At 40.5% G+C, this 19,913-nt stretch carries 17 protein-coding genes; 8 read left to right on the plus strand and 9 right to left on the minus strand.

The features are described from left to right. Positions 1-3 precede the first annotated feature (3 nt). On the minus strand, positions 4-762 hold the full coding sequence (gene sufC / locus B3297_RS14800; protein WP_046673119.1) for a Fe-S cluster assembly ATPase SufC: 759 nt from the start codon (positions 760-762) through the stop codon (positions 4-6). 62 nt (positions 763-824) lie between these two features. Beyond that, on the minus strand, positions 825-2,276 hold the full coding sequence (gene sufB, locus B3297_RS14805) for a Fe-S cluster assembly protein SufB (RefSeq protein WP_046673118.1): 1,452 nt from the start codon (positions 2,274-2,276) through the stop codon (positions 825-827). Positions 2,277-2,608: 332 nt separating this feature from the next. Here sufB and B3297_RS14810 point away from each other — a divergent pair, with 332 nt between their 5' ends. Then, positions 2,609-3,079 carry an Lrp/AsnC family transcriptional regulator gene (locus B3297_RS14810; protein ID WP_046673117.1) on the plus strand — a complete coding sequence of 157 codons (471 nt, stop codon included), beginning with the start codon at positions 2,609-2,611 and terminating at the stop codon, positions 3,077-3,079. Between the two features lie 148 nt (positions 3,080-3,227). Here B3297_RS14810 and ung read toward each other — a convergent pair whose 3' ends face one another. Next, positions 3,228-3,902, minus strand: coding sequence for a uracil-DNA glycosylase (gene ung / locus B3297_RS14815; RefSeq protein ID WP_286779071.1), 675 nt, complete (start codon positions 3,900-3,902; stop codon positions 3,228-3,230). Positions 3,903-4,130: 228 nt separating this feature from the next. Here ung and B3297_RS14820 point away from each other — a divergent pair, with 228 nt between their 5' ends. Next, on the plus strand, positions 4,131-4,670 hold the full coding sequence (locus B3297_RS14820; RefSeq protein ID WP_070561463.1) for a hypothetical protein: 540 nt from the start codon (positions 4,131-4,133) through the stop codon (positions 4,668-4,670). Between the two features lie 68 nt (positions 4,671-4,738). On the opposite strand, the gene B3297_RS14825 is transcribed toward B3297_RS14820, so the two are convergent. Continuing rightward, on the minus strand, positions 4,739-5,203 hold the full coding sequence (locus B3297_RS14825; protein WP_070561465.1) for a hypothetical protein: 465 nt from the start codon (positions 5,201-5,203) through the stop codon (positions 4,739-4,741). A 67-nt stretch (positions 5,204-5,270) separates the two neighbouring features. Beyond that, positions 5,271-5,753, minus strand: a complete 483-nt coding sequence (locus B3297_RS14830) for a DUF4293 domain-containing protein (protein ID WP_070561467.1) — start codon at positions 5,751-5,753, stop codon at positions 5,271-5,273. A 194-nt stretch (positions 5,754-5,947) separates the two neighbouring features. Between B3297_RS14830 and B3297_RS14835 the strand changes: the two genes are divergently transcribed. After that, positions 5,948-6,469 (plus strand): hypothetical protein, encoded by a 522-nt coding sequence (locus B3297_RS14835; protein WP_070561469.1) that lies wholly within the window; start codon positions 5,948-5,950, stop codon positions 6,467-6,469. Here B3297_RS14835 and B3297_RS14840 read toward each other — a convergent pair whose 3' ends face one another. The 3 genes from B3297_RS14840 to B3297_RS14850 all read right to left on the minus strand — a co-directional run bounded on the left by B3297_RS14840 (position 6,470) and on the right by B3297_RS14850 (position 10,629). Further along, positions 6,470-8,233, minus strand: coding sequence for an ABC transporter ATP-binding protein (locus B3297_RS14840; protein WP_070561471.1), 1,764 nt, complete (start codon positions 8,231-8,233; stop codon positions 6,470-6,472). A gap of 8 nt (positions 8,234-8,241) precedes the next feature. After that, positions 8,242-8,997, minus strand: a complete 756-nt coding sequence (truA, locus tag B3297_RS14845; protein ID WP_201639993.1) for a tRNA pseudouridine(38-40) synthase TruA — start codon at positions 8,995-8,997, stop codon at positions 8,242-8,244. A 330-nt stretch (positions 8,998-9,327) separates the two neighbouring features. Further along, positions 9,328-10,629, minus strand: coding sequence for a UDP-N-acetylmuramoyl-tripeptide--D-alanyl-D-alanine ligase (locus B3297_RS14850; RefSeq protein WP_201639992.1), 1,302 nt, complete (start codon positions 10,627-10,629; stop codon positions 9,328-9,330). Positions 10,630-11,013: 384 nt separating this feature from the next. On the opposite strand from B3297_RS14850, the gene uxaC reads away from it, so the two are divergent. From uxaC to B3297_RS14875, 5 genes are all read left to right on the plus strand, one after another. Next, positions 11,014-12,414 carry a glucuronate isomerase gene (uxaC, locus tag B3297_RS14855; protein WP_070561475.1) on the plus strand — a complete coding sequence of 467 codons (1,401 nt, stop codon included), beginning with the start codon at positions 11,014-11,016 and terminating at the stop codon, positions 12,412-12,414. A 9-nt stretch (positions 12,415-12,423) separates the two neighbouring features. Further along, entirely contained in the window at positions 12,424-13,449 is a 1,026-nt protein-coding gene (locus B3297_RS14860) for a sugar kinase (RefSeq protein ID WP_236586150.1), read from the plus strand. Then, positions 13,446-14,090, plus strand: coding sequence for a bifunctional 4-hydroxy-2-oxoglutarate aldolase/2-dehydro-3-deoxy-phosphogluconate aldolase (locus B3297_RS14865; RefSeq protein ID WP_286779072.1), 645 nt, complete (start codon positions 13,446-13,448; stop codon positions 14,088-14,090). Before B3297_RS14860 ends, B3297_RS14865 begins: the two co-directional genes overlap by 4 nt. 115 nt (positions 14,091-14,205) lie before the next feature. Then, complete coding sequence (locus tag B3297_RS14870; protein ID WP_376745389.1) at positions 14,206-15,648, plus strand: MFS transporter; 1,443 nt, start codon at positions 14,206-14,208, stop codon at positions 15,646-15,648. A 71-nt stretch (positions 15,649-15,719) separates the two neighbouring features. Next, positions 15,720-17,339 (plus strand): NADP-dependent glyceraldehyde-3-phosphate dehydrogenase, encoded by a 1,620-nt coding sequence (locus tag B3297_RS14875; protein ID WP_286779073.1) that lies wholly within the window; start codon positions 15,720-15,722, stop codon positions 17,337-17,339. Positions 17,340-17,422: 83 nt separating this feature from the next. Here B3297_RS14875 and B3297_RS14880 read toward each other — a convergent pair whose 3' ends face one another. Next, a complete protein-coding gene (locus B3297_RS14880) occupies positions 17,423-19,831 on the minus strand; it encodes an outer membrane beta-barrel family protein (RefSeq protein ID WP_286779074.1) in 2,409 nt (802 codons plus the stop codon). Positions 19,832-19,913 lie beyond the last annotated feature (82 nt).

The following is a 19,913-nucleotide window of genomic DNA, read 5'->3' on the forward strand; positions in this document are numbered from 1 at the left end:
AGATTAGGCGTTTTGTGTATCATATTCTTTTAACCAATCGTATCCTTTTTCTTCGAGCTCCAAAGCTAATTCTTTAGGTCCCGATTTCACGATACGGCCATTATACAATACGTGAACAAAATCTGGAACGATATAATCCAACAAACGTTGGTAGTGTGTAATAACAATAAAAGCATTGTCTTTAGAGCGCAATTGATTCACACCATTTGCAACGATACGAAGTGCATCGATATCCAAACCAGAATCTGTCTCATCCAAAATAGATAATTTCGGGTTCAACATCGCCAATTGAAAAATTTCGTTACGCTTTTTCTCACCACCGGAGAATCCTTCATTTAAAGAGCGGTTAGCCAAATTAGCTGAAAACTCAACCAATTTTTGCTTGTCTTTTACCATTTGTAAAAATTCCTTCGCTTCCATTGGCGGAAGACCTTTGTACTCACGAATATCATTTACAGCCGTTTTCAAGAAATTGATATTCGATACGCCCGGAATCTCAACAGGATATTGAAAAGCCAAAAACAGCCCTTCACGCGCACGGTCTTCAGGGGAAAGATCCAATAAATCCACACCGTCCAATAGTGCGGAACCTTCACTTACCTCATAGGATTCACGTCCTGCTAATACATTCCCTAATGTACTTTTACCAGCACCATTTGGTCCCATAATCGCATGAACTTCGCCAGCTTTTACTTCTAGGTTTAACCCTTTTAATATTTGTTTGTCTTCTACAGACGCATGTAAATTTTTAATGCTTAACATTTTATTCGTATTGAGTATGGTATAATGTAGCGACTTAAACTACATTCCCAATGATTTTTTATCTATCCTACTGAACCTTCTAATGAAATTGCCAATAATTTTTGAGCCTCTACAGCAAACTCCATCGGCAATTGATTTAATACTTCTTTTGCATACCCGTTGACAATTAAACCAACAGCTTTCTCAGAATCGATACCCCGTTGATTCAAATAGAATACCTGGTCCTCACCGATTTTGGAAGTAGTCGCCTCATGCTCTAATTTGGCCGTCTTATTTCTATTTTCGATGTAAGGGAATGTATGTGCCCCACATTTATCACCGATCAATAAGGAGTCACATTGTGTAAAGTTACGCGAGTTGTCGGCATTTGGACCGATTTTCACTAAACCTCTATAACTGTTGTGGCTCTTACCGGCGGAGATACCTTTAGAAATAATTTTAGATTTTGTGTTTTTACCCAAATGAACCATCTTCGTTCCTGTATCAGCTACCTGATGATTACGCGTCATGGCTACAGAGTAAAACTCACCAATAGAGTTATCACCCTTTAAAATCACACCCGGGTATTTCCATGTAATTGCAGAACCGGTTTCTACCTGTGTCCAGGAGATTTTACTGTTATCGCCCTTACAGATTCCACGCTTGGTTACAAAGTTATAAATACCACCTTTTCCTTCTTTATCACCAGGGTACCAGTTTTGAACGGTAGAATATTTAATATCAGCATCACGTTCGGCAATCAATTCAACCACTGCCGCATGCAGCTGGTTTTCATCACGCATAGGTGCAGTACATCCCTCCAAATAAGAAACATAAGCCCCCTCATCCGCAATGATCAACGTGCGTTCGAATTGCCCAGTATTCTGTGCATTGATACGGAAATAGGTAGACAATTCCATTGGACATCTAACGCCTTTTGGAACGTAAACAAAGGATCCATCCGAAAACACTGCAGAATTTAATGCTGCATAAATGTTATCTGTCTGCGGAACCACTGTACCCAAATATTTTTTCACCAGGTCAGGATGCTCTTGCACGGCCTCACCAAATGAACAGAAAATAACTCCTTGCTCTTTTAATTTCTCACGAAACGTTGTTTTTACAGATACCGAATCGAAGACAGCATCTACAGCCACAACTCCCGCCAATATTTTTTGCTCATCCAAAGGAATTCCCAACTTTTCGAAAGTGGAAATCAACTCAGGGTCAACCTCATCCATCGAATTAAGCTGCGGTTTTGCTTTCGGGGCTGCATAGTAGGAAATCTCTTGAAAATCAATCTCGGGAGCTTTGAAATTCTGCCAAGTAGGCATTCTTAACGTCAAGAAATGACGGAAAGCTTTTAACCTCCATTCCAATAGCCATTCAGGTTCATTCTTTTTTGCCGAAATAAAACGAACCGTATCCTCAGTAAGGCCTTTGGCTGCAATTTCCATTTCGATATCTGTCGTGAACCCGTATTTATATTCTTCGAGCTCTAGCTCTTTTAACAAATCGTCGTCTTTAGTACTCATATTGCGCTCTCACGGTTTAACTAATTTGGGAGGGCTTCACCTCCGCACCTATCGAACTGCAAAGTTACAATTTCAAAGCCAATAAAACAGCATTTAATAGCACCTTACGAAGGCATTTTTAATAAAAAAATGACATTTATCACTCCATTTCATTAAAATGAGCACATTTCAATCGATTATGACAGTCAAATGATTTTGCATCGATTAAAATTATAATTATAAAAACACGATATAACTAAAATCTATTTATCACCAATAATTTTGTATATTTTTAAATTTCCAAATATAATTTTGTATATTTACAAATACTATTGATTATTAAGACTTAAGATATGCCCTTTGCACCGGATAAAACAGATTTAAAAATTCTTAAACTATTACAAGAGAATGGTCGTATAACTAATTTGCAACTCGCATCTAGCATCGGACTGTCCCCCGCGCCAACCTTAGAGCGTGTGCGAAAACTGGAAAACTCAGGCTTCATCAAAAGTTACCATGCCTTTGTGGACGAGGAGAAACTGGGGCTTGGGATCAAGTCGTTCATACAGATCTCACTCGATTTCCATACCCACAACGCTATTCCTGAATTTGTAGCTGCAGTCAAAATGATACCTGAAGTAACCGAATGCCATCACGTTACAGGCAATTGTGATTTCATCCTCAAGGTTTACGTAAAAGATATCAAAGCTTATGAAGGCGTCATCATGGAAAAAATATCCAAAATACCTTTTGTAAAGACATTCCAAACCATGATGATTATGTCGACCAGCAAAAAAGAACCCATTATTCCTTTAGAATATTAAGCGAGGGAATTAAGCCCAATCAAAAATATCATTACCGGAATCTCGCTCTTGGACGCATTTGCGCCATGCGCGAATCACCGGCAATGATGTTTATCTACTTTAGCTATTGGACAGCAAACGCTTCGCAAAATTTAACCCAAGCCACAACTTAAATCAGGCGCCAATCAATTGGGGTTTTACCATGTGCCGTCAAATACTGGTTTGCGCGTGAAAAATGCTTACTACCAAAAAAACCACGATAGACAGACAACGGTGAGGGATGAACCGCCGTTAGAATAAGATGCTTCTTCGCATCAATGAGCACACTTTTCTTTTGGGCATAACTTCCCCACAACAAAAACACCACATGTTCACAACGCTCCGAAATGGCATGAATAATACTGTCTGTAAAAATCTCCCAGCCTTTCTTTTGATGAGAACCAGCCAAATGCGCCTGAACTGTCAAGGTCGCATTTAACAATAATACCCCCTGCTTGGCCCAAGAAGTCAAATCGCCAGCATGCGGCGCAACAAAACCAGGGATATCATCTTGCAATTCCTTAAAAATATTTTTTAAAGATGGGGGCAAGGCAATCCCTGCCGGAACTGAAAAAGACAGCCCATGTGCCTGCCCGTCATTGTGGTAAGGATCCTGCCCTAAAATAACCACTTTCACCTGATCCAATGGCGTCAGCTTAAAAGCATTCATCACCAGATCTGCCGGTGGAAACACTTTCGTTTTCTGACGCTCTGCTTGCACAAAAGTAGATAACTGTTTCATGTAGGGCTGAGCGAACAAAGGCTTTAACACAGGAGCCCAAGAATCATCGTATTGCTTTTCCATAATTCAAACATAGACAAAGTTGCATATAAAGGCAAATTTATCCGGCTGCCCACCTATTCGGCGTTGTACCAAAGCAAGATTATCAGAACACATCGATTAACATAAAAGCTACCATTTTCTAGAAAAACACATTTTTACAAAATAACAACCTGAACGAGTTGCTTAAACGGTGAAATTAACGGATATTTGCAGAATTAAATTGAATACAAATATTTTAAACAAAGATTTATGTCAAATCTCGTTAGAATCATTATTTGCAGTGCATTGCTTATCGGAACAGTTGCCTTATTCTGGACCGGAAATTGGGGATGGGGAATTTTAGGGATCTTGGTCACGATCTTGGGTTTTGTTACTGTATTTTTCCATGAATATATGCTGATTGCGCAATGGCATATGCGTAAACAAAATATGGCCGCAGCTGAAAAATGGCTAGGTAAAATCACCAACTACGAAAAGCAATTGATCCCACAACAGCATGGTTACTACAACATGCTGATCGGACTGATCGAATCACAACGTGCACCTATGCAATCTGAAAAATATTTTAAGAAAGCATTGGCATTGGGTCTACATATGGACCATAACATCGCCTTAGCAAAATTGAGCCTAGCCGGTGTAGCCATGGCGAAGCGCAATAAACGTGAAGCCGAAAAACTTCTTCAAGAAGCTAAAAAAGCAGATAAAAATAAGTTGTTAGCTGATCAGATCAAAATGATGAAAGACCAGATGGGCATGATGGACAAACAGCAGATCAGATACAATCGATAATATTGAATAATCAAAAAAAGCTTCGAAGTTATAACTTCGAAGCTTTTTTTGTCAAGAGACAAAATCAATTATTTCTTTAATGAAATAGGAACCTCCAAAAACTCCCCCTCTTCTGTACTGCTCTCAAAGACCAGTTTAACCATAACCGGTTTATCCGTTTTCTTCCAATCCTTTACAACGACCTGTATATCCACAGGCTTATCTTCTTCTAGCAAATAGTGCAGATAATTCTGCTTATCTTCAAATTTAACCAATACATTTCCCATCTGAATCGTGGAAAAGAAATGGGGCTGTTTCTTCTGATCCAACACTTGCGTGGAAAAGGTGTTCATTTTATATTCCCGAGGATTCTTACTATACGATATAGCAAACAAATTGATCACCAATTCATGCTTAGGCTCATCTACGTGAAATTCCTTTACATCGAATTGAATATCATCAACAACCAACAATGAATCTGCCGACTGCGCCTTTACAAACCCACCGACAAGGAAGAGCATTAAGACAACAACATATCTAAAAAAAACGTTCATATCATATTATATTTAAAAAAGCCACGGTCTTCGTGGCTTTAACTATTATTGGATTATTCTTTCAAAATTATGCCCTCAATCGATCGGCAGACCGGATCAACTTTTCATCTTTACGTACACCTCCCATGGCTAACGCACAGAAAATAATCGAGATAGGCAACAAAAAGAATCCTACGCCGATATTCCCAGCACCCAAAAATTGGTTCACCGTAGCGAGATGAGTACTTGCAGAAGAATATAGCCACACTGCAAATAAGATAATTGCGACAACCTCTACCCAAATAAGCAAAAGTTGAACTTTACGCTGTTTAAATTTAAATATCGTGAACAGGGGAAGCCCGCCTAATAATACGGTGGCCACAGTCTGGAGAATATAACCAAATCCCCCCTCGTGTACCGGCTGACCCGCAGCGACACTATACACACCGGTCACCTTCACATTCTTTCCTAAACCAACTAAATCGCTATAATTAACATAGGGAAATAGAAACAAGCCGAATATGACTAATCCTGCTATCAGCAAATAAACAGTTTGGATACGTTGAATCATAGTTTAATTTTTGTATACCAACAAACTTAGATAAATTGATTTTTATATGCAATATAATTGCGATCGAAAAAACAATCAACCTTACAGCTCATTAAACAGCAAAACAATCAAACCCTATATTTTGTTGCATTTTTTTACACGATACCAAAGGGCTTCATTTTAGAAAGTTTTATCTTTGCGAAAAAAAAAATACCATGTTATATATATACGGTGCAACTGCTCACGCTAAAACTGCGGTAGATGTAGCAGAAGATTTAGCGATTGAAATTGGTGGTCTTATTGACAAATCATTGCTCATTGAAGATGTATTCGATTATGAGGTTCAACTTCACCATCAAGTAAAAGGCACGGAGGAAGATTTCTTTATTGCAGTCAAGAACCCAGGCCTTCGCCAACGGATTGTATCGGAAAATGCAGACTGGAATTACCAGACCCTCATCCATCCCAAAGCCTACGTATCAAAACGAGCGGAGATTGGTGAAGGCACCATTATCCTCCCCGGCGCTTCCATCGCCCCCGATGTACAGATAGGCAACCATTGCGTTATCGCCGGTTCTGCTGTTATCGAAAGCAATACCATTATTGAAGATTTTGTCAACATCGGACCAAATGTCTCAATCGGAGCAAACGTTCTCGTAGGGCGAGGTTCAGAGATTAAAGCAAATACACGGATCGAAGATGAAGAAACGATCCCCAAAGAGAGTATAATCGCTTAATTAAATCCCCGCGGAATGAAATTGCAAGTCGTATAGTTTTTTATAATACCCATCAAAAGATAGCAATTCCTGATGCGTTCCAATTTCCTTGATTTCGCCTTTATCCAACACAATAATCTTGTCCGCCTTCTGAATGGTGGACAAGCGGTGGGCAATAACAATCGATGTTCTTCCTTTCATGAGGTTATCGATTGCATGCTGGATCATTTCTTCCGTTTCGGTATCTACTGAAGATGTCGCCTCGTCTAAAATTAGAATCCGGGGATCGTGTACCAAGGCCCGGATAAAAGAAATCAATTGGGCCTGCCCCGCGGATAAGGTTGCACCCCGCTCTTTCACATCATAATCATAGCCCCCAGGTAGTCGCATAATAAAATCATGCGCCCCCACTTCTTTTGCGGCTTCAATGACCTGTTCTCTAGATATCGCTGGATCACCTAATGTGATGTTATTGATGACGCTATCCGAGAAGAGGAATACATCCTGCAATACCGTCGCAATGGTATTTCTCAGATAATCGAGATCATAATCGCGGATATTACGGCCGTCCAACAGAATTTCACCTTTATTGATTTCATAAAAACGGCTTAGAATATTGATGGTAGAAGATTTTCCAGCACCAGTAGCCCCAACTAAAGCCAGCGTCTCACCCGGATTAACGTTAAAGTTAACATCCTTTAGGACCCAGTTTTCCTCATTATAGGCGAACCAAACATCGCGAAACGCAATCTCACCTTTGATGTGTGCAGGTTTCAATGTACCCAAATTTGGGGTCTTTTCATCGGTATCCAACACTTCAAAGATCCGTTCAGCGCTAACCATGCCCATTTGAAGCGTATTGAATTTGTCAATAAGCTCCCGAATGGGCCTAAAGATCATATTGATATACATGATAAAGGCCACCACTACACCCGGAGAGATCACATCACCCATAATTTGTTTGGAACCGAACCAGACCAACAATCCCAAAGCAATGGCCATGATAATTTCCAAAACAGGGAAAAAGATGGAGAAATACCAATTGGTCCGAATATGGGCATTACGATGTTGCGCATTAATTTCCTTAAATTTATCCATTTCCTGCTTTTCACGCGCAAAATATTGGATAATACCGACGCCCGTAATGTGTTCCTGCAAAAAGGTATTTAAGTTAGAAACCCATTTCCGCACATCGATAAAGGCAGACTTCATCGCCTCTTTAAATACGTAAGTCGCTGCCACCATCAAAGGCATCGGAATTAAAACAATCAATGTCAGCTTCCAATCGGAGTAAAACATCACAACCAGAATAACGACCAACTGTAATAAATCGCCGATAATCTGAATCAAACCTTCAGAAAAAATATTGGAAAGAGTCTCCAAATCAGAGATGGTACGGGTAATTAATTTTCCCAGTGCTGTGCGATCAAAATACTTCAGCCTGAGTTGAACAATGTGGTTAAATACCTGAATCCGAATATCACGGATAACCGACTGCCCCAGAGTATTTGTCATTAAGGTATGGTAATAACGGATCAAAGTCTGCAGGATGACCAATGCCAACATTGCAATCAGCATGAGGGACAATCCATTGGTATCGAAGTTTAGGATATAGTTATCCAGCGTATGCTGGATTAGCATAGGTAAAGCGGGGGCTACTGCAGCCAGCAATATCGTTAGGACGACCGATATCCAAAATGCCATATGATATGGACGCATATAGCGACTCATGCGTTTCACCAAATTGATATCGTAGGTTTTACCAGTTATTTTATCTTGACTCACGTTAAATTCTATATATAAGGATATGCTACTTCTGTTAAATACAACCCATGTGCCGGCACGGAAACACCTGCCTTCCCCCGGTTTTTGCTTTGGATAACCTCTTGCATAAATGAAACAGGTTTACCTTTTATGCCTATTTCCAACGATGTACCCACAATAGCACGGACCATATTGCGCAAAAAGCGATCAGCGGTAATATGAAAGACCAAATGTTGTTCGGTATGCCATACCCACTCGGCTCTACGAATATCGCAAATATTTGTAAACACCTGCGTATGAGACTTACTAAAGCATTCGAAATCTTGTTTACCCAATAAAAATTGTGCAGCTTTATTCATCTTTTCAACATCCGGACGATCGCGCATAAAACATGAATAGGGATAGATAAAAGGATCTTTATAAAAATGAAGGTGGTATTCATAGGATCTTTGCGTCGCATCGAAGCGAGCATGTGCTTCGGGTTCCACTTCGATCAGGCGCTTCACGGCCACATCAAAGGGCAATAAGGCATTGAGCGAATGAATAAAACGATCAGCATTTTGTAGAATACCCACGGGGGCCGCATCGAAATGTGCATACAATTGCTTGGCATGAACACCTGCATCTGTACGGCCAGCTCCAGTTGTTTCAATGGGTTCCCGCAACAGGGTTTCAAGCGCCTTATTCAGCACTTCCTGCACGGAAATTGCATTATTCTGAATTTGCCAACCATGATAAGCCTGTCCAAAATAGGCTATTTCTAAAAAAAAACGTCTTTTATCCATTATATGCAACAAAGGTACGTTTTTCCAAATGAGCATCATTTCTCCGTAGAACGAATTTGCTCATTTTCCTTATTATTTAATCCTTACATGACAAAACTGTTTGTTTTGCACTTCCTTTCGCTCGATGCTACTGGGCGAGTCATTCGGGATTCAGTGGAACGAAGGTTTCCGCAACATCCTATCAACTTCGTCCCGCAACCACGGTAAGTCCACAGTGAGTCCACGTTGAGTCCACCTTTTTAAGTACATTCAATGCGGGAGCACCATGGTCGCCATATGTTCGCACCCCGAACTTATCCCCTCGTTGTGCATAGCATAAAGCTAAAAAGGCTACAGTAGTTCGACCAGATTTTCAAAGGCCATACCCCTTGACGCTTTCAATAAGACCGTGCTGTCCACAATAGGATTTTCGCTGATTGCCTGTTTTGCTTCGGCAGTAGTTTCATAAAACGCTCCACCCTCATACCGATGTGCGAAAAATTCTTTTCCTACAAAAATTTTGCGATCTGCAGGAATAGCTCTTACGTTCTCGACAATTTTTTTATGTTCTTCAAATGATTCTGTCCCCAATTCAAACATATCACCCAATACAATAGCCTTCTTATCCGCTTCAATAATCCGAATATTATCCAATGCAGCAGCCATGCTTGTTGCATTTGCATTATAATAATCGCAGATTAGCGTATTGTGGGCAGTTTTCATAACCTGCGAACGATTGTTCGTAGGGGTATATCCTTCAATACCCCGATTGATTGACGCAGAAGAAACGCCAAAATGCAAACCTACTGCAATAGCTGCAAGAAAGTTTTCGGTATTATAAGATCCTGTTAAGTGGGTATCGACAACATGAGATTCGGTCGTACCTTTCTTGTGCCATTCAATTTGCAAGAGGGGATTTGCCCTAAGAAGCTTTCCAATCACATCATTACCTTCAGAAAAACCATAAGTGACAATGTTGGCTATCTTGCGGGCGGAAGCCATCTCTTTAAGATGTGGGTTATCTGCCTGCAAAAATAATATCCCTTGATGGTCCTGCAGCCAATCGTACAGCTCGCCCTTGGTTTTCTTTACTCCTTCAAAAGATCCAAAACCTTCTAGATGTGCTTTGCCAACGTTAGAAATCAAACCATGTGTCGGTTCGGCAATCCCACACAAAAAAGCAATTTCTTCCAAATGATTTGCCCCCATTTCGATGATTGCTAGCTCAACAGAATTATCTATGGCCAATAATGTCAATGGAACACCAATATGATTATTCAAATTTCCTTTTGTTGCATAGGCCTTGTATTTCTGCGAAACAACAGCGTACAACAATTCCTTTGTCGTGGTTTTTCCATTGGTTCCCGTCACTCCAATAACTGGAATATCCAATTGCTGTCTGTGGTAATTCGCTAGTTGCTGTAATGTTTTTAAAACATTATCAACAAGAATATACGCTTCTCCTTTTCGGTAGGTCTCGTCATCAATAACAACATATTTAGCACCCATTTCAAGCGCTTTCTCGGCGAAAGTATTCCCATTGAAATTGGCCCCTTTTAAGGCGAAAAATAGACTATCTTTTTCAATTTTACGTGTATCTGTTGTAATATTCGGATACTGTTTATAAATCTGATAAAGTGATTGGATATCCATGTTGAGCAATTTGTTGAACAAACTTAGAGAAATTGCTTTTTATATGCAATACAATTACGCTTTAGCACATCATATTATTCGGGACTTATTCAAAATTTCAAGCAATCTGCGATAGCGAAAACGTGCTTAGAAAACGTAGAAAATGCGGTATAACCCGATTGCCTTAAACGCTACCGATAACGTTTGCGCATTTATTTTATTGAATTTCCTTTAAGTATGACCTGAATATTGGTAATTTCATTGACCATTTAAACAGTTTGGGAAATTCAGGCGACCGTACTTTCACCCCTTTTTGCATTTTTTATGTCCGATTACTTCAGCAATAAAAAGTTTGACAAGCAAAAGAGGATAGAAAACAGATGAACCTACAAATCAATACATTGTATGAAAACTTTTTTAGACGACAACTTTTTATTGAACACAAAAACGGCTGAAGAGCTGTACCATAATTATTCAAAACATCTGCCGATTATTGATTACCATAATCACCTAATCCCGGAACAGATTGCAAATAATGTCAAGTTTGATAATATTAGTCAGGTTTGGTTACATGGTGATCATTACAAATGGAGGGCCATGCGTGCCAACGGTGTCAACGAACATTATGTGACCGGAGACGCTTCAGATGAAGAAAAATTCATCAAATGGGCAGAAACTGTCCCCTATACCTTACGTAATCCACTACACCATTGGACGCACCTTGAACTACAACGCTATTTTGGCATAACAGATGTATTGTCTCCAAAAACCGCGGCCAAGATCTATGCAGATACCAGTGCTTTACTGCAACAAGATAGTCATTCTGTCCGCGGACTACTCAAGATGATGCATGTTGAAGTCGTTTGCACAACAGACGACCCAATCGATAGTCTGGAATTTCATCAGCAGTTTGCGAAAGAGCGTGAATCATTTAAAATGCTTCCGGCATTTCGTCCGGATAAAGCAATGAATTGCGATGACCTGCCTGCATTGAACCAATACATCAATAAGCTTGAAGAAGTCAGCAATATGCAGATAAGCAGTTTAAGCGACTACCTCAAGGCCTTGAAAGCAAGGCACGACTTCTTTGCGACCAACGGCTGTAAAGTCTCAGATCATGGTTTGGAACAGATCTATGCTGAAGATTACACCGAAACTGAAATCGCATTCATCTTTGATAAAATTCGTGCAGGCAAAGAAATAACTTTTGATGAGAGCCTGAAGTTTAAATCGGCCATGTTAGTCTATTTTGCAGAATGGGATCATGAAAAAGGCTGGGTGCAACAATACCATTTGGGCGCTTTACGTAACAATAACTCCCGCATGCATCGCTTGATCGGTCCTGATACAGGCTGGGACTCCATTGGGGATTTTAGTCAGGGACGTGCATTATCAAAGTTTTTGAATAAATTAGATAACCAAGATAAGCTAACCAAGACAATTATCTATAATCTCAATCCAGCCGACAATGAACTTATTGCGACAATGATTGGGAATTTCAATGATGGTTCTATCAAAGGAAAAATTCAGTTTGGTTCAGCTTGGTGGTTTTTGGACCAAAAAGACGGCATGACAAAACAGATTAATACCTTGTCGAATATGGGCTTGTTAAGTCGTCTTGTAGGCATGTTGACCGATTCCAGAAGTTTTCTTTCTTTTCCAAGACATGAATACTTCAGAAGATTGGTCTGTGACATCTTTGGACAGGACATCGAAAAAGGAGAAATACCAAATGATATCGAATGGGTCGGGAAAATCATACAGGATATCAGCTACAATAACGCAAAAGAATATTTTGAATTTTAATAAATGAACATGCAGGGTAAAGTTTTAAGCTTTGGGGAATTGCTGTTACGGATCTGTCCGGATATTGAAGACAATTGGATTGAACAGCACCAATTGCCTTTCTACGTTGGAGGAGCAGAATTAAATGTCGCTACAGCTTTGGCCCTATGGAACGTGCCATCATCCTACTTATCTGCGATACCGCAAAATGCCATTTGTGAAGGTATAGATGTCTATTTGAAACGTAGAAACATAGACACATCGGCGATGCAATGGGGCGGAGAGCGCTTGGGCATTTACTATCTCCCCAAAGGTAAAGATCTTAAAAATGCGGGGGTTATCTACGATCGCGCCAATTCATCTTTTGCAAGCCTCAAAGTCGGCAGTATTGATTGGGACAAAGCCTTGAAGGATGTGAAATGGTTTCACTTTTCGGCAATTTGCCCAGCAATTAGCCAGGATATTGCAGACCTCTGTCTTGAAGCTGTGCAAAAAGCACAGGAAAAAGGAATTTTTGTGTCCTTAGACCTTAACTACCGATCGAAGCTTTGGAAATATGGTAAAACACCGAAAGAGGTTATGCCTCGGATTGCCAAGTACTGCAATTTAATTATGGGCAATATATGGGCCGCGCATCAGATGCTGGGCACGCCGCTTGACGAACAATTCTTAACAAACACGTCAGGATACACCGAAGAAGAGTTACTCGCGCAAGCAGATCGAACCAGCCGAGAAATCATTGCTTCCAACCCCATGTGCCAGTATGTCGCCAATACCTTCCGTTTTGACCACCATACCAAAGGGATAGAATACTACAGCACATTATTTGATAAAGACCGTTTGATCAAATCCACAACCTATATAGCGGAAGAGATTTTGGATAAAGTAGGAAGTGGCGACTGCTTTATGGCGGGTCTGATTTATGGATTGTATTCCAACCTTTCGCCGCAGGAGACGCTAGAATTTGCAACAAGCGCGGCATTCGATAAACTATTTATCGCCAGCGATGCAACAACAAGTACAGTGGACGATATTAAAAAGAGATTAACAACATGAATTTCAAAGAGATTGTATTAAATAAAATTATCGAACAAGGAACACTTCCTTTATTCTTCCATCATGATCAGGAAGAAAGTATCGATATTCTACGAACATTATACCGAGCGGGTGTACGCGTTTTTGAATTTACAAATCGTGGCCCCGAGGCGTTGGCTGTTTTTGAGCGCCTTGTTGCAACGAGGGACCTTGAGATGCCAGACCTCTACTTGGGTATTGGCACCATCAAATCGGTGGACGATGCACAACAGTTTCTCCAGGCCGGTGCTGATTTTATTGTGGCACCCTTAGTGAATCCTTTGGTTGGCTCGCTTGTACATGAGCACCATAAGTTGTGGATTCCGGGCTGCATGACACCGACCGAAATCTACACGGCTCAACAGCAACAGGCCGCATTGATAAAATTATTCCCTGCAAATATTTTGGGACCAGCATTTATGTCATCTATTCGGGATCTTTTTAAAGGTCAGAACTTTATACCAACGGGGGGTGTAGACATCGAAATAGAAAATCTAAAAGCATGGTTCAGGTCAGGTGTATGTGCGGTAGGTATGGGCAGTAAACTGATTGATCCAAAGGACACCAGCAATTTATTCGAAAATACACAAAAAGCACTTGATCTTGTCTCAAAAGCACGTTAAAAACAATAAGATTGCTTGTATGCCTTCCACGAGCATCGTAAAAGGAAGGCATACAGCGTTCATTATTCGTCATTTGAAGCGATAGGTTCAAGAAAAATAAACAATTAAACCCATTATGATTAATACAGAGAAAAAGGGTAATTACCGTTGGGTAATCTGTGCCCTCCTATTTTTTGCTACCACAATCAATTACTTGGATCGCCAGGTATTATCCTTAACCTGGAAAGATTTTATCAGCCCTGAATTCCACTGGACAAATACGGACTATGGAAATATTACCGCTTTATTTTCTATTTTTTACGCCATCAGCATGCTTTTCGCGGGACGTTTTGTGGATTGGATGGATACAAAAAAAGGTTTTCTATGGGCGATTGCTATTTGGTCCATTGGCGCCATATTACATGCTTTTTGTGGTATTGCAACCTCAGGAATTGTCGCTGGCGAGTGGTTTGTTGGATTTGAGGGTGCAAAAGAAGCTATTTCTCATGTGAACAATGTCGGTTTAATCATCAGCGTTAGTGTAAACTTATTTATTTTCGCCCGGTTTGTATTGGCTGTCGGTGAAGCTGGAAATTTCCCAGCTGCCATTAAAGCGACCGCAGAGTATTTTCCAAAGAAAGATCGTGCATTGTCCACCAGTATTTTCAATTCAGGGGCAACCATAGGAGCATTGGCTGCTCCATTGACCATTCCGGTCATCGCAGCACACTGGGGCTGGGAGATGTCTTTCATCATAATAGGAGCCCTTGGGTTTGTCTGGATGGGTTTCTGGATCTTTCTTTATAAAAAACCGCACGAGAATCCAAAAGTAAATGCGGCTGAATTGGCTTACATTCACCAAGATGACCATGAACACCAAACGGAGCATTCTGCCTTAACAAAACAGCCCAAAACCACCATAGCAGAATGCCTCAAGTACAAGCAAACCTGGGCCTTTGTCTTCGGAAAATTCATGACCGACGGCGTCTGGTGGTTCTTCTTATTCTGGATGCCAGCCTATCTATCAGCCGTTTACGACATAAAGTCTTCTGATACAGAAGGGCAATTGGCCATATTTGTTTTATATGCGATCACCATGCTGTCAATTTACGGCGGCTGGTTGCCGACGTATTTTGTGGAGAAAAAGGGAATGAATGCCTATGAAGGTCGAATGAAAGCTATGTTGCTGTTTGCTTTCGTCCCATTAGTCGTACTCTTTGCACAACCCTTGGGGCATATTTCCTATTGGATACCCGTTATTTTAATTGGTTTTGCAGGTGCGGCACATCAATCGTGGTCGGCCAATATTTTTTCCACTATTGGCGATTCTTTTCCAAAACGCGCCATTGCCACTGTTACAGGAATCGGCGGGCTTGCGGGCGGTGTAGGAGCCTTTATTATCAATAAAACTTCGGGCTGGCTATTCGACTATGCCAAAGAGACTCAACTTGTCTTTATGGGTTTCAAGGGAGAAGAAGCGGGATATTTTATTATTTTTTCGTTCTGTTCAATCGCATATTTAATTGCATGGATTGTAATGAAAACACTAGTACCTAAACTTATTTTAATAAAAAATTAACAAATATTGTAATATTTACAGTATATTAGCAATATCTTTATAAATATCAATCTAAACCACTTTTAAAAACAATGAGCTTAAACTTAGAAGGTATCTTCTACGAGGAGAAAGACATTCCCGCAGAATTTACGCTAGACGAACAGGTCGATCAAAGAGAGTTCCTTTCCAATGGAGAAATGATTTCTTGGACGGGTCAAGTAAACGAAGTATTTTCACCTATCTGTGTAAAGACTAAGGACGGCTTGAAACGTAAGCGCATCGGTAGTTTCCCTGTTTGTACTGAAAAAGAGTCCATGGAAGCCTTGGAAGCTGCTGTAAAAGCATACGACAATGGCCGTGGAGAATGGCCGACAATGAGCGTTGCCGATCGTATTACTTGTGTTGAAAATTTCACACAAAAGATGATTGCCAAGAAGGACATTGTTGTCAAGCTTATTATGTGGGAAATTGGCAAATCCTATGCTGACTCTGTTAAGGAGTTTGACCGTACGGTAGAGTATATCTACGCAACGATCGACGCATTGAAAGATATTGACCGCGATTCTTCCCGTTTTCAGATCGAACAAGGTATTATAGCCCAAATCAGAAGATCTCCACTAGGAGTTGTTTTATGTATGGGACCATTCAACTATCCATTGAATGAAACCTTCACAACGTTGATCCCTGCTTTGATCATGGGGAACACGATGTTGTTCAAACCACCTAAACATGGTACATTATTACATTACCCTTTATTAGAGGCTTTCAAAACAAGCTTCCCGAAAGGCGTTGTCAATACAATTTATGGTCGTGGAAACAAGATCGTTCCAAGTCTTATGCAGTCTGGAAAGATCAATGTGTTGACGTTGATCGGTTCAAGCCGTGTTGCTGACGAACTTAAGAAATTACATCCTAAAGTTAACCGTCTACGCGCAATTCTTGGTCTTGACGCAAAAAATGCGGCAATCATCACGAAGGATGCCGATTTCAATCTTGCTGTTTCTGAAACCGTACTGGGTTCTCTTTCATTCAATGGCCAACGCTGTACCGCACTTAAAATTATCTATGTACACCGCAGCTTGGCACAAGAGTTCCTAAAACGTCTTTCTGCGGAAGTTGCTAAATTAAAGTATGGTATGCCTTGGGAAAAAGGCGTGTCTTTGACACCTCTTCCAGAGGTTAACAAACCAGCTTATCTGACGGAATGTATCGAAGATGCAAAAGCGTATGGTGCAAAGGTGATTAACGAAAATGGCGGACAAGTAGCAGAATCTTTCTTCTACCCAGCGATCGTTTATCCGGTCAATTCTCAAATGAAACTTTACAGAGAGGAACAATTTGGTCCAGTTATCCCTGTTGTGCCATTTGATGACCTTGAGGAACCTATCGAGTACCTGATCGGCTCTTCGCATGGACAGCAGGTCAGTATCTTTAGTAACAATGCGGCTGTTGTGTCGTCTTTAATCGATCCATTGGTCAATCAGGTAAGTCGTGTCAATATCAACTGCCAATGTCAACGTGGTCCAGATACCTTCCCTTTCACCGGAAGAAAAGATAGCGCTGAGGGAACATTATCCGTTGTGGATGCTTTGCGTTCATTCTCGATACGCTCCCTGGTCGCGGCAAAGTTCACCGAAGAAAACAAGAAATTGTTGAATGACATTGTTAGTGAAAATGAATCGAACTTTTTAAGTACCAAATACATTTTCTAATAGCATTGTCTATAAAAAAAAGCGACACCGCAGGATGATTTAGATCATCTCGCGGTGTCGCTTTTTTTAGAAAATTCAAGGGCCTATTGCGCTCTTTCTTTCTCCTCATTACTTGTATCTTTCTTACGATAGTTGTTTTTTAAATTTCCGAATTTATACGAATAGGTCAATCGAACCACGCGACGATCTTGGTATTGCCTGATACTGGAGTCAAAATCGCCGAAATTGGTTTTCAGATTCTGATTCCCTGTATTAAACAAGTCGCTCACCGCCAGCTTCAACGAACTACGTTGATCTTTAAATGTCTTGGTCGCTCCTACCTCCATATCCCAACGGGCCTTCATATCGTATACATTATAGTTGAACGGCGAGAAATACCTCAAATTGACATTAGCGGACAGACTTTTCGCCAGTTTTAAATTGTGCATCGATGTAGCCTGCAAAAGAAAGGAGGTCCTTTTCAGCGGATAACCACTCACCATGCCATCAAAGTTAAAGTGGATGCCTGTAATATTGTTATTCATGCTCCAAATCTTGGATACCGTAACCGGGATGTTCAGATTCAGATAAGCCGTCAAATTTTTACCTAAATTTTCACGTATAACCCACGTTTGTTTTAGCACCGAATCTTGCCCCATGCTCTCTACAATCGCATCCCGCACGTCGTTAATACCCAATGTCACATTATAACGTTGCATCAAGGTATAGTTTAGGGTGAATTCATTGGAAAATTGCGGATTCAGGTAAGGATTACCACGTTCAAAGGTTAGTTTATCAACAAAATAATCAAAAGGATTCAACTGTCGGTAATTAGGACGCGTGATCTTCCTTGCGTAACCTAAGGAAAGGATATGATTCTCATGGAGTGTATACGTCAGATTTGCATTCGGAAAAAGTTTAAAGTAATTCCGTTTCACTTGCTTATTTAAGGTCAACGAGTTCCCGTCAGAAAATGTATATTCTCCCCTCGCGCCGACCTTCAGGCCCCATTTCCCTATGGTATTATTATAGTCTATATATCCAGCGGCGATCTGCTCCTTATACACAAAATGATTCGTACGCTTTTCATTATTAATCCAGGAATTGTTCAAAAAGTCTTCAAAGGTTAAATCGTTATCCGACGTAACGTTAGAATATTTAGCCCCCATCTCAAGCTTGGAGACCTTCGATAGCGGTTGTTCATAATCCAGTTTGGCGACATAGATATCGATTCCGATAGGCATTCTACTGCGTTGGATCTCTTCGGGCGTAATCGCATTCATCTGACCATCAAAATATTGGTTATTATACCCTACGCGTTTGCTGCTTTTGAATTTACTCCAATCCAGGTCAAGGGTAAGTTTTCTGCCATTCGAATCAATTCTAAACTCATTGTTTAAATTAGCGGAGTAACGATCAAATAATTCTTTGAACTGCGATGTTGAAATCAAAAGCGAATCCAATGTTGTAAAAGACTTTCCTACATTGGTTTTACTATCGTTATCGTTGTATTCGATATTATTCGATCCATTAAACTGCACGGTTAAGGTGTTTCTGGCCGATGTCCTTTGCTCAACACCGAAGCGATAGGAATAGTTCTGTTCTTTTTCGTCCAATATCGACCTTTGTTTAAAATAGGTCTTTTCACCTTTATTCTGAATAACACGATCAAGCAGGAGCTTCCGGTGGCTTTTTTCATCCGAATACGCATACGATCCAAATACTGTCGTATTGTTCTTCTTATAGTTTAAGGATAAGGAGCTATTCCCTCTGAATTTTTCTCCCCTCCCTGCCGTCATGTTAAAGGTTCCGTTAAAACCTTCCATCCGATTTTTTTTGAGGACAATATTAATTGTACCCACTGCCCCCTCAGCGTCATCTTTTGCTGCACGCGTAGTAATCACTTCGACGGACTTAATCTGATTGCCATCCGTACTCTTCAAAAAATTCACCAACTGTTCACCGGACATATAGGTCTGCCGACCATCGATGGTCACGGATACACCAGATTGCCCCATCAACTGTAGGTTATTATTGTTATCTAAACTCACTCCAGGAGCCCGCTGTACAATATCTAAGGCATTATTCCCTGCGGCTAAAGGCGAATTTTCCACATTTAAAACCAGTTTACCGGGCTTGCTTTCAACCATCGGCCGCTTACCCTCTACGGCGACCTCCTGCAATTTTCGTGTATCCGTGTTCAGCAGGATCGCCGGGACCTTGTGGTCTGATTTGCTGATATCAAAAACATTGCTCTTATTGGTGGTATACCCGACCATTTTCGCCTCGACATAATAACTTCCAGCTTGTATATCCGAAAATTGGTATTCTCCATTTTCATCAGTAACAACGGCTTTCAGAATGACAGTCGTCTTTGCCTTCATCAGATAAGCAGTTGCCGAGGCCAAAGGCACATTATTTTCCACATGTACTTTTCCTGTAACTTTCACTTGCGCATAGGCAAATGAAGTAATTAAAAAATTTAAGAGTAAGAGGTAAAAATATCTTTTCATTCGTTTATAAATAGGTGTAATAGCATTTACTTTTAATGGTATTAAATAGGCTTATAACACGAAGGTCAGTACTGATTTTCGA

It is taken from the genome of Sphingobacterium sp. UBA3519 (genome assembly GCF_002377215.1).
Classification (GTDB): domain Bacteria; phylum Bacteroidota; class Bacteroidia; order Sphingobacteriales; family Sphingobacteriaceae; genus Sphingobacterium; species Sphingobacterium multivorum.

What these genes read in the sequence shown, in the direction of transcription:
- sufC (WP_046673119.1), bottom strand. Translation starts at nt 762, where the DNA reads ATGTTAAGCATTAAAAATTTACATGCGTCTGTAGAAGACAAACAAATA.
- sufB (WP_046673118.1), bottom strand. Translation starts at nt 2,276, where the DNA reads ATGAGTACTAAAGACGACGATTTGTTAAAAGAGCTAGAGCTCGAAGAA.
- B3297_RS14810 (WP_046673117.1), top strand. Translation starts at nt 2,609, where the DNA reads ATGCCCTTTGCACCGGATAAAACAGATTTAAAAATTCTTAAACTATTA.
- ung (WP_286779071.1), bottom strand. Translation starts at nt 3,902, where the DNA reads ATGGAAAAGCAATACGATGATTCTTGGGCTCCTGTGTTAAAGCCTTTG.
- B3297_RS14820 (WP_070561463.1), top strand. Translation starts at nt 4,131, where the DNA reads ATGTCAAATCTCGTTAGAATCATTATTTGCAGTGCATTGCTTATCGGA.
- B3297_RS14825 (WP_070561465.1), bottom strand. Translation starts at nt 5,203, where the DNA reads ATGAACGTTTTTTTTAGATATGTTGTTGTCTTAATGCTCTTCCTTGTC.
- B3297_RS14830 (WP_070561467.1), bottom strand. Translation starts at nt 5,753, where the DNA reads ATGATTCAACGTATCCAAACTGTTTATTTGCTGATAGCAGGATTAGTC.
- B3297_RS14835 (WP_070561469.1), top strand. Translation starts at nt 5,948, where the DNA reads ATGTTATATATATACGGTGCAACTGCTCACGCTAAAACTGCGGTAGAT.
- truA (WP_201639993.1), bottom strand. Translation starts at nt 8,997, where the DNA reads ATGGATAAAAGACGTTTTTTTTTAGAAATAGCCTATTTTGGACAGGCT.
- B3297_RS14850 (WP_201639992.1), bottom strand. Translation starts at nt 10,629, where the DNA reads ATGGATATCCAATCACTTTATCAGATTTATAAACAGTATCCGAATATT.
- uxaC (WP_070561475.1), top strand. Translation starts at nt 11,014, where the DNA reads ATGAAAACTTTTTTAGACGACAACTTTTTATTGAACACAAAAACGGCT.
- B3297_RS14860 (WP_236586150.1), top strand. Translation starts at nt 12,424, where the DNA reads ATGCAGGGTAAAGTTTTAAGCTTTGGGGAATTGCTGTTACGGATCTGT.
- B3297_RS14865 (WP_286779072.1), top strand. Translation starts at nt 13,446, where the DNA reads ATGAATTTCAAAGAGATTGTATTAAATAAAATTATCGAACAAGGAACA.
- B3297_RS14870 (WP_376745389.1), top strand. Translation starts at nt 14,206, where the DNA reads ATGATTAATACAGAGAAAAAGGGTAATTACCGTTGGGTAATCTGTGCC.
- B3297_RS14875 (WP_286779073.1), top strand. Translation starts at nt 15,720, where the DNA reads ATGAGCTTAAACTTAGAAGGTATCTTCTACGAGGAGAAAGACATTCCC.
- B3297_RS14880 (WP_286779074.1), bottom strand. Translation starts at nt 19,831, where the DNA reads ATGAAAAGATATTTTTACCTCTTACTCTTAAATTTTTTAATTACTTCA.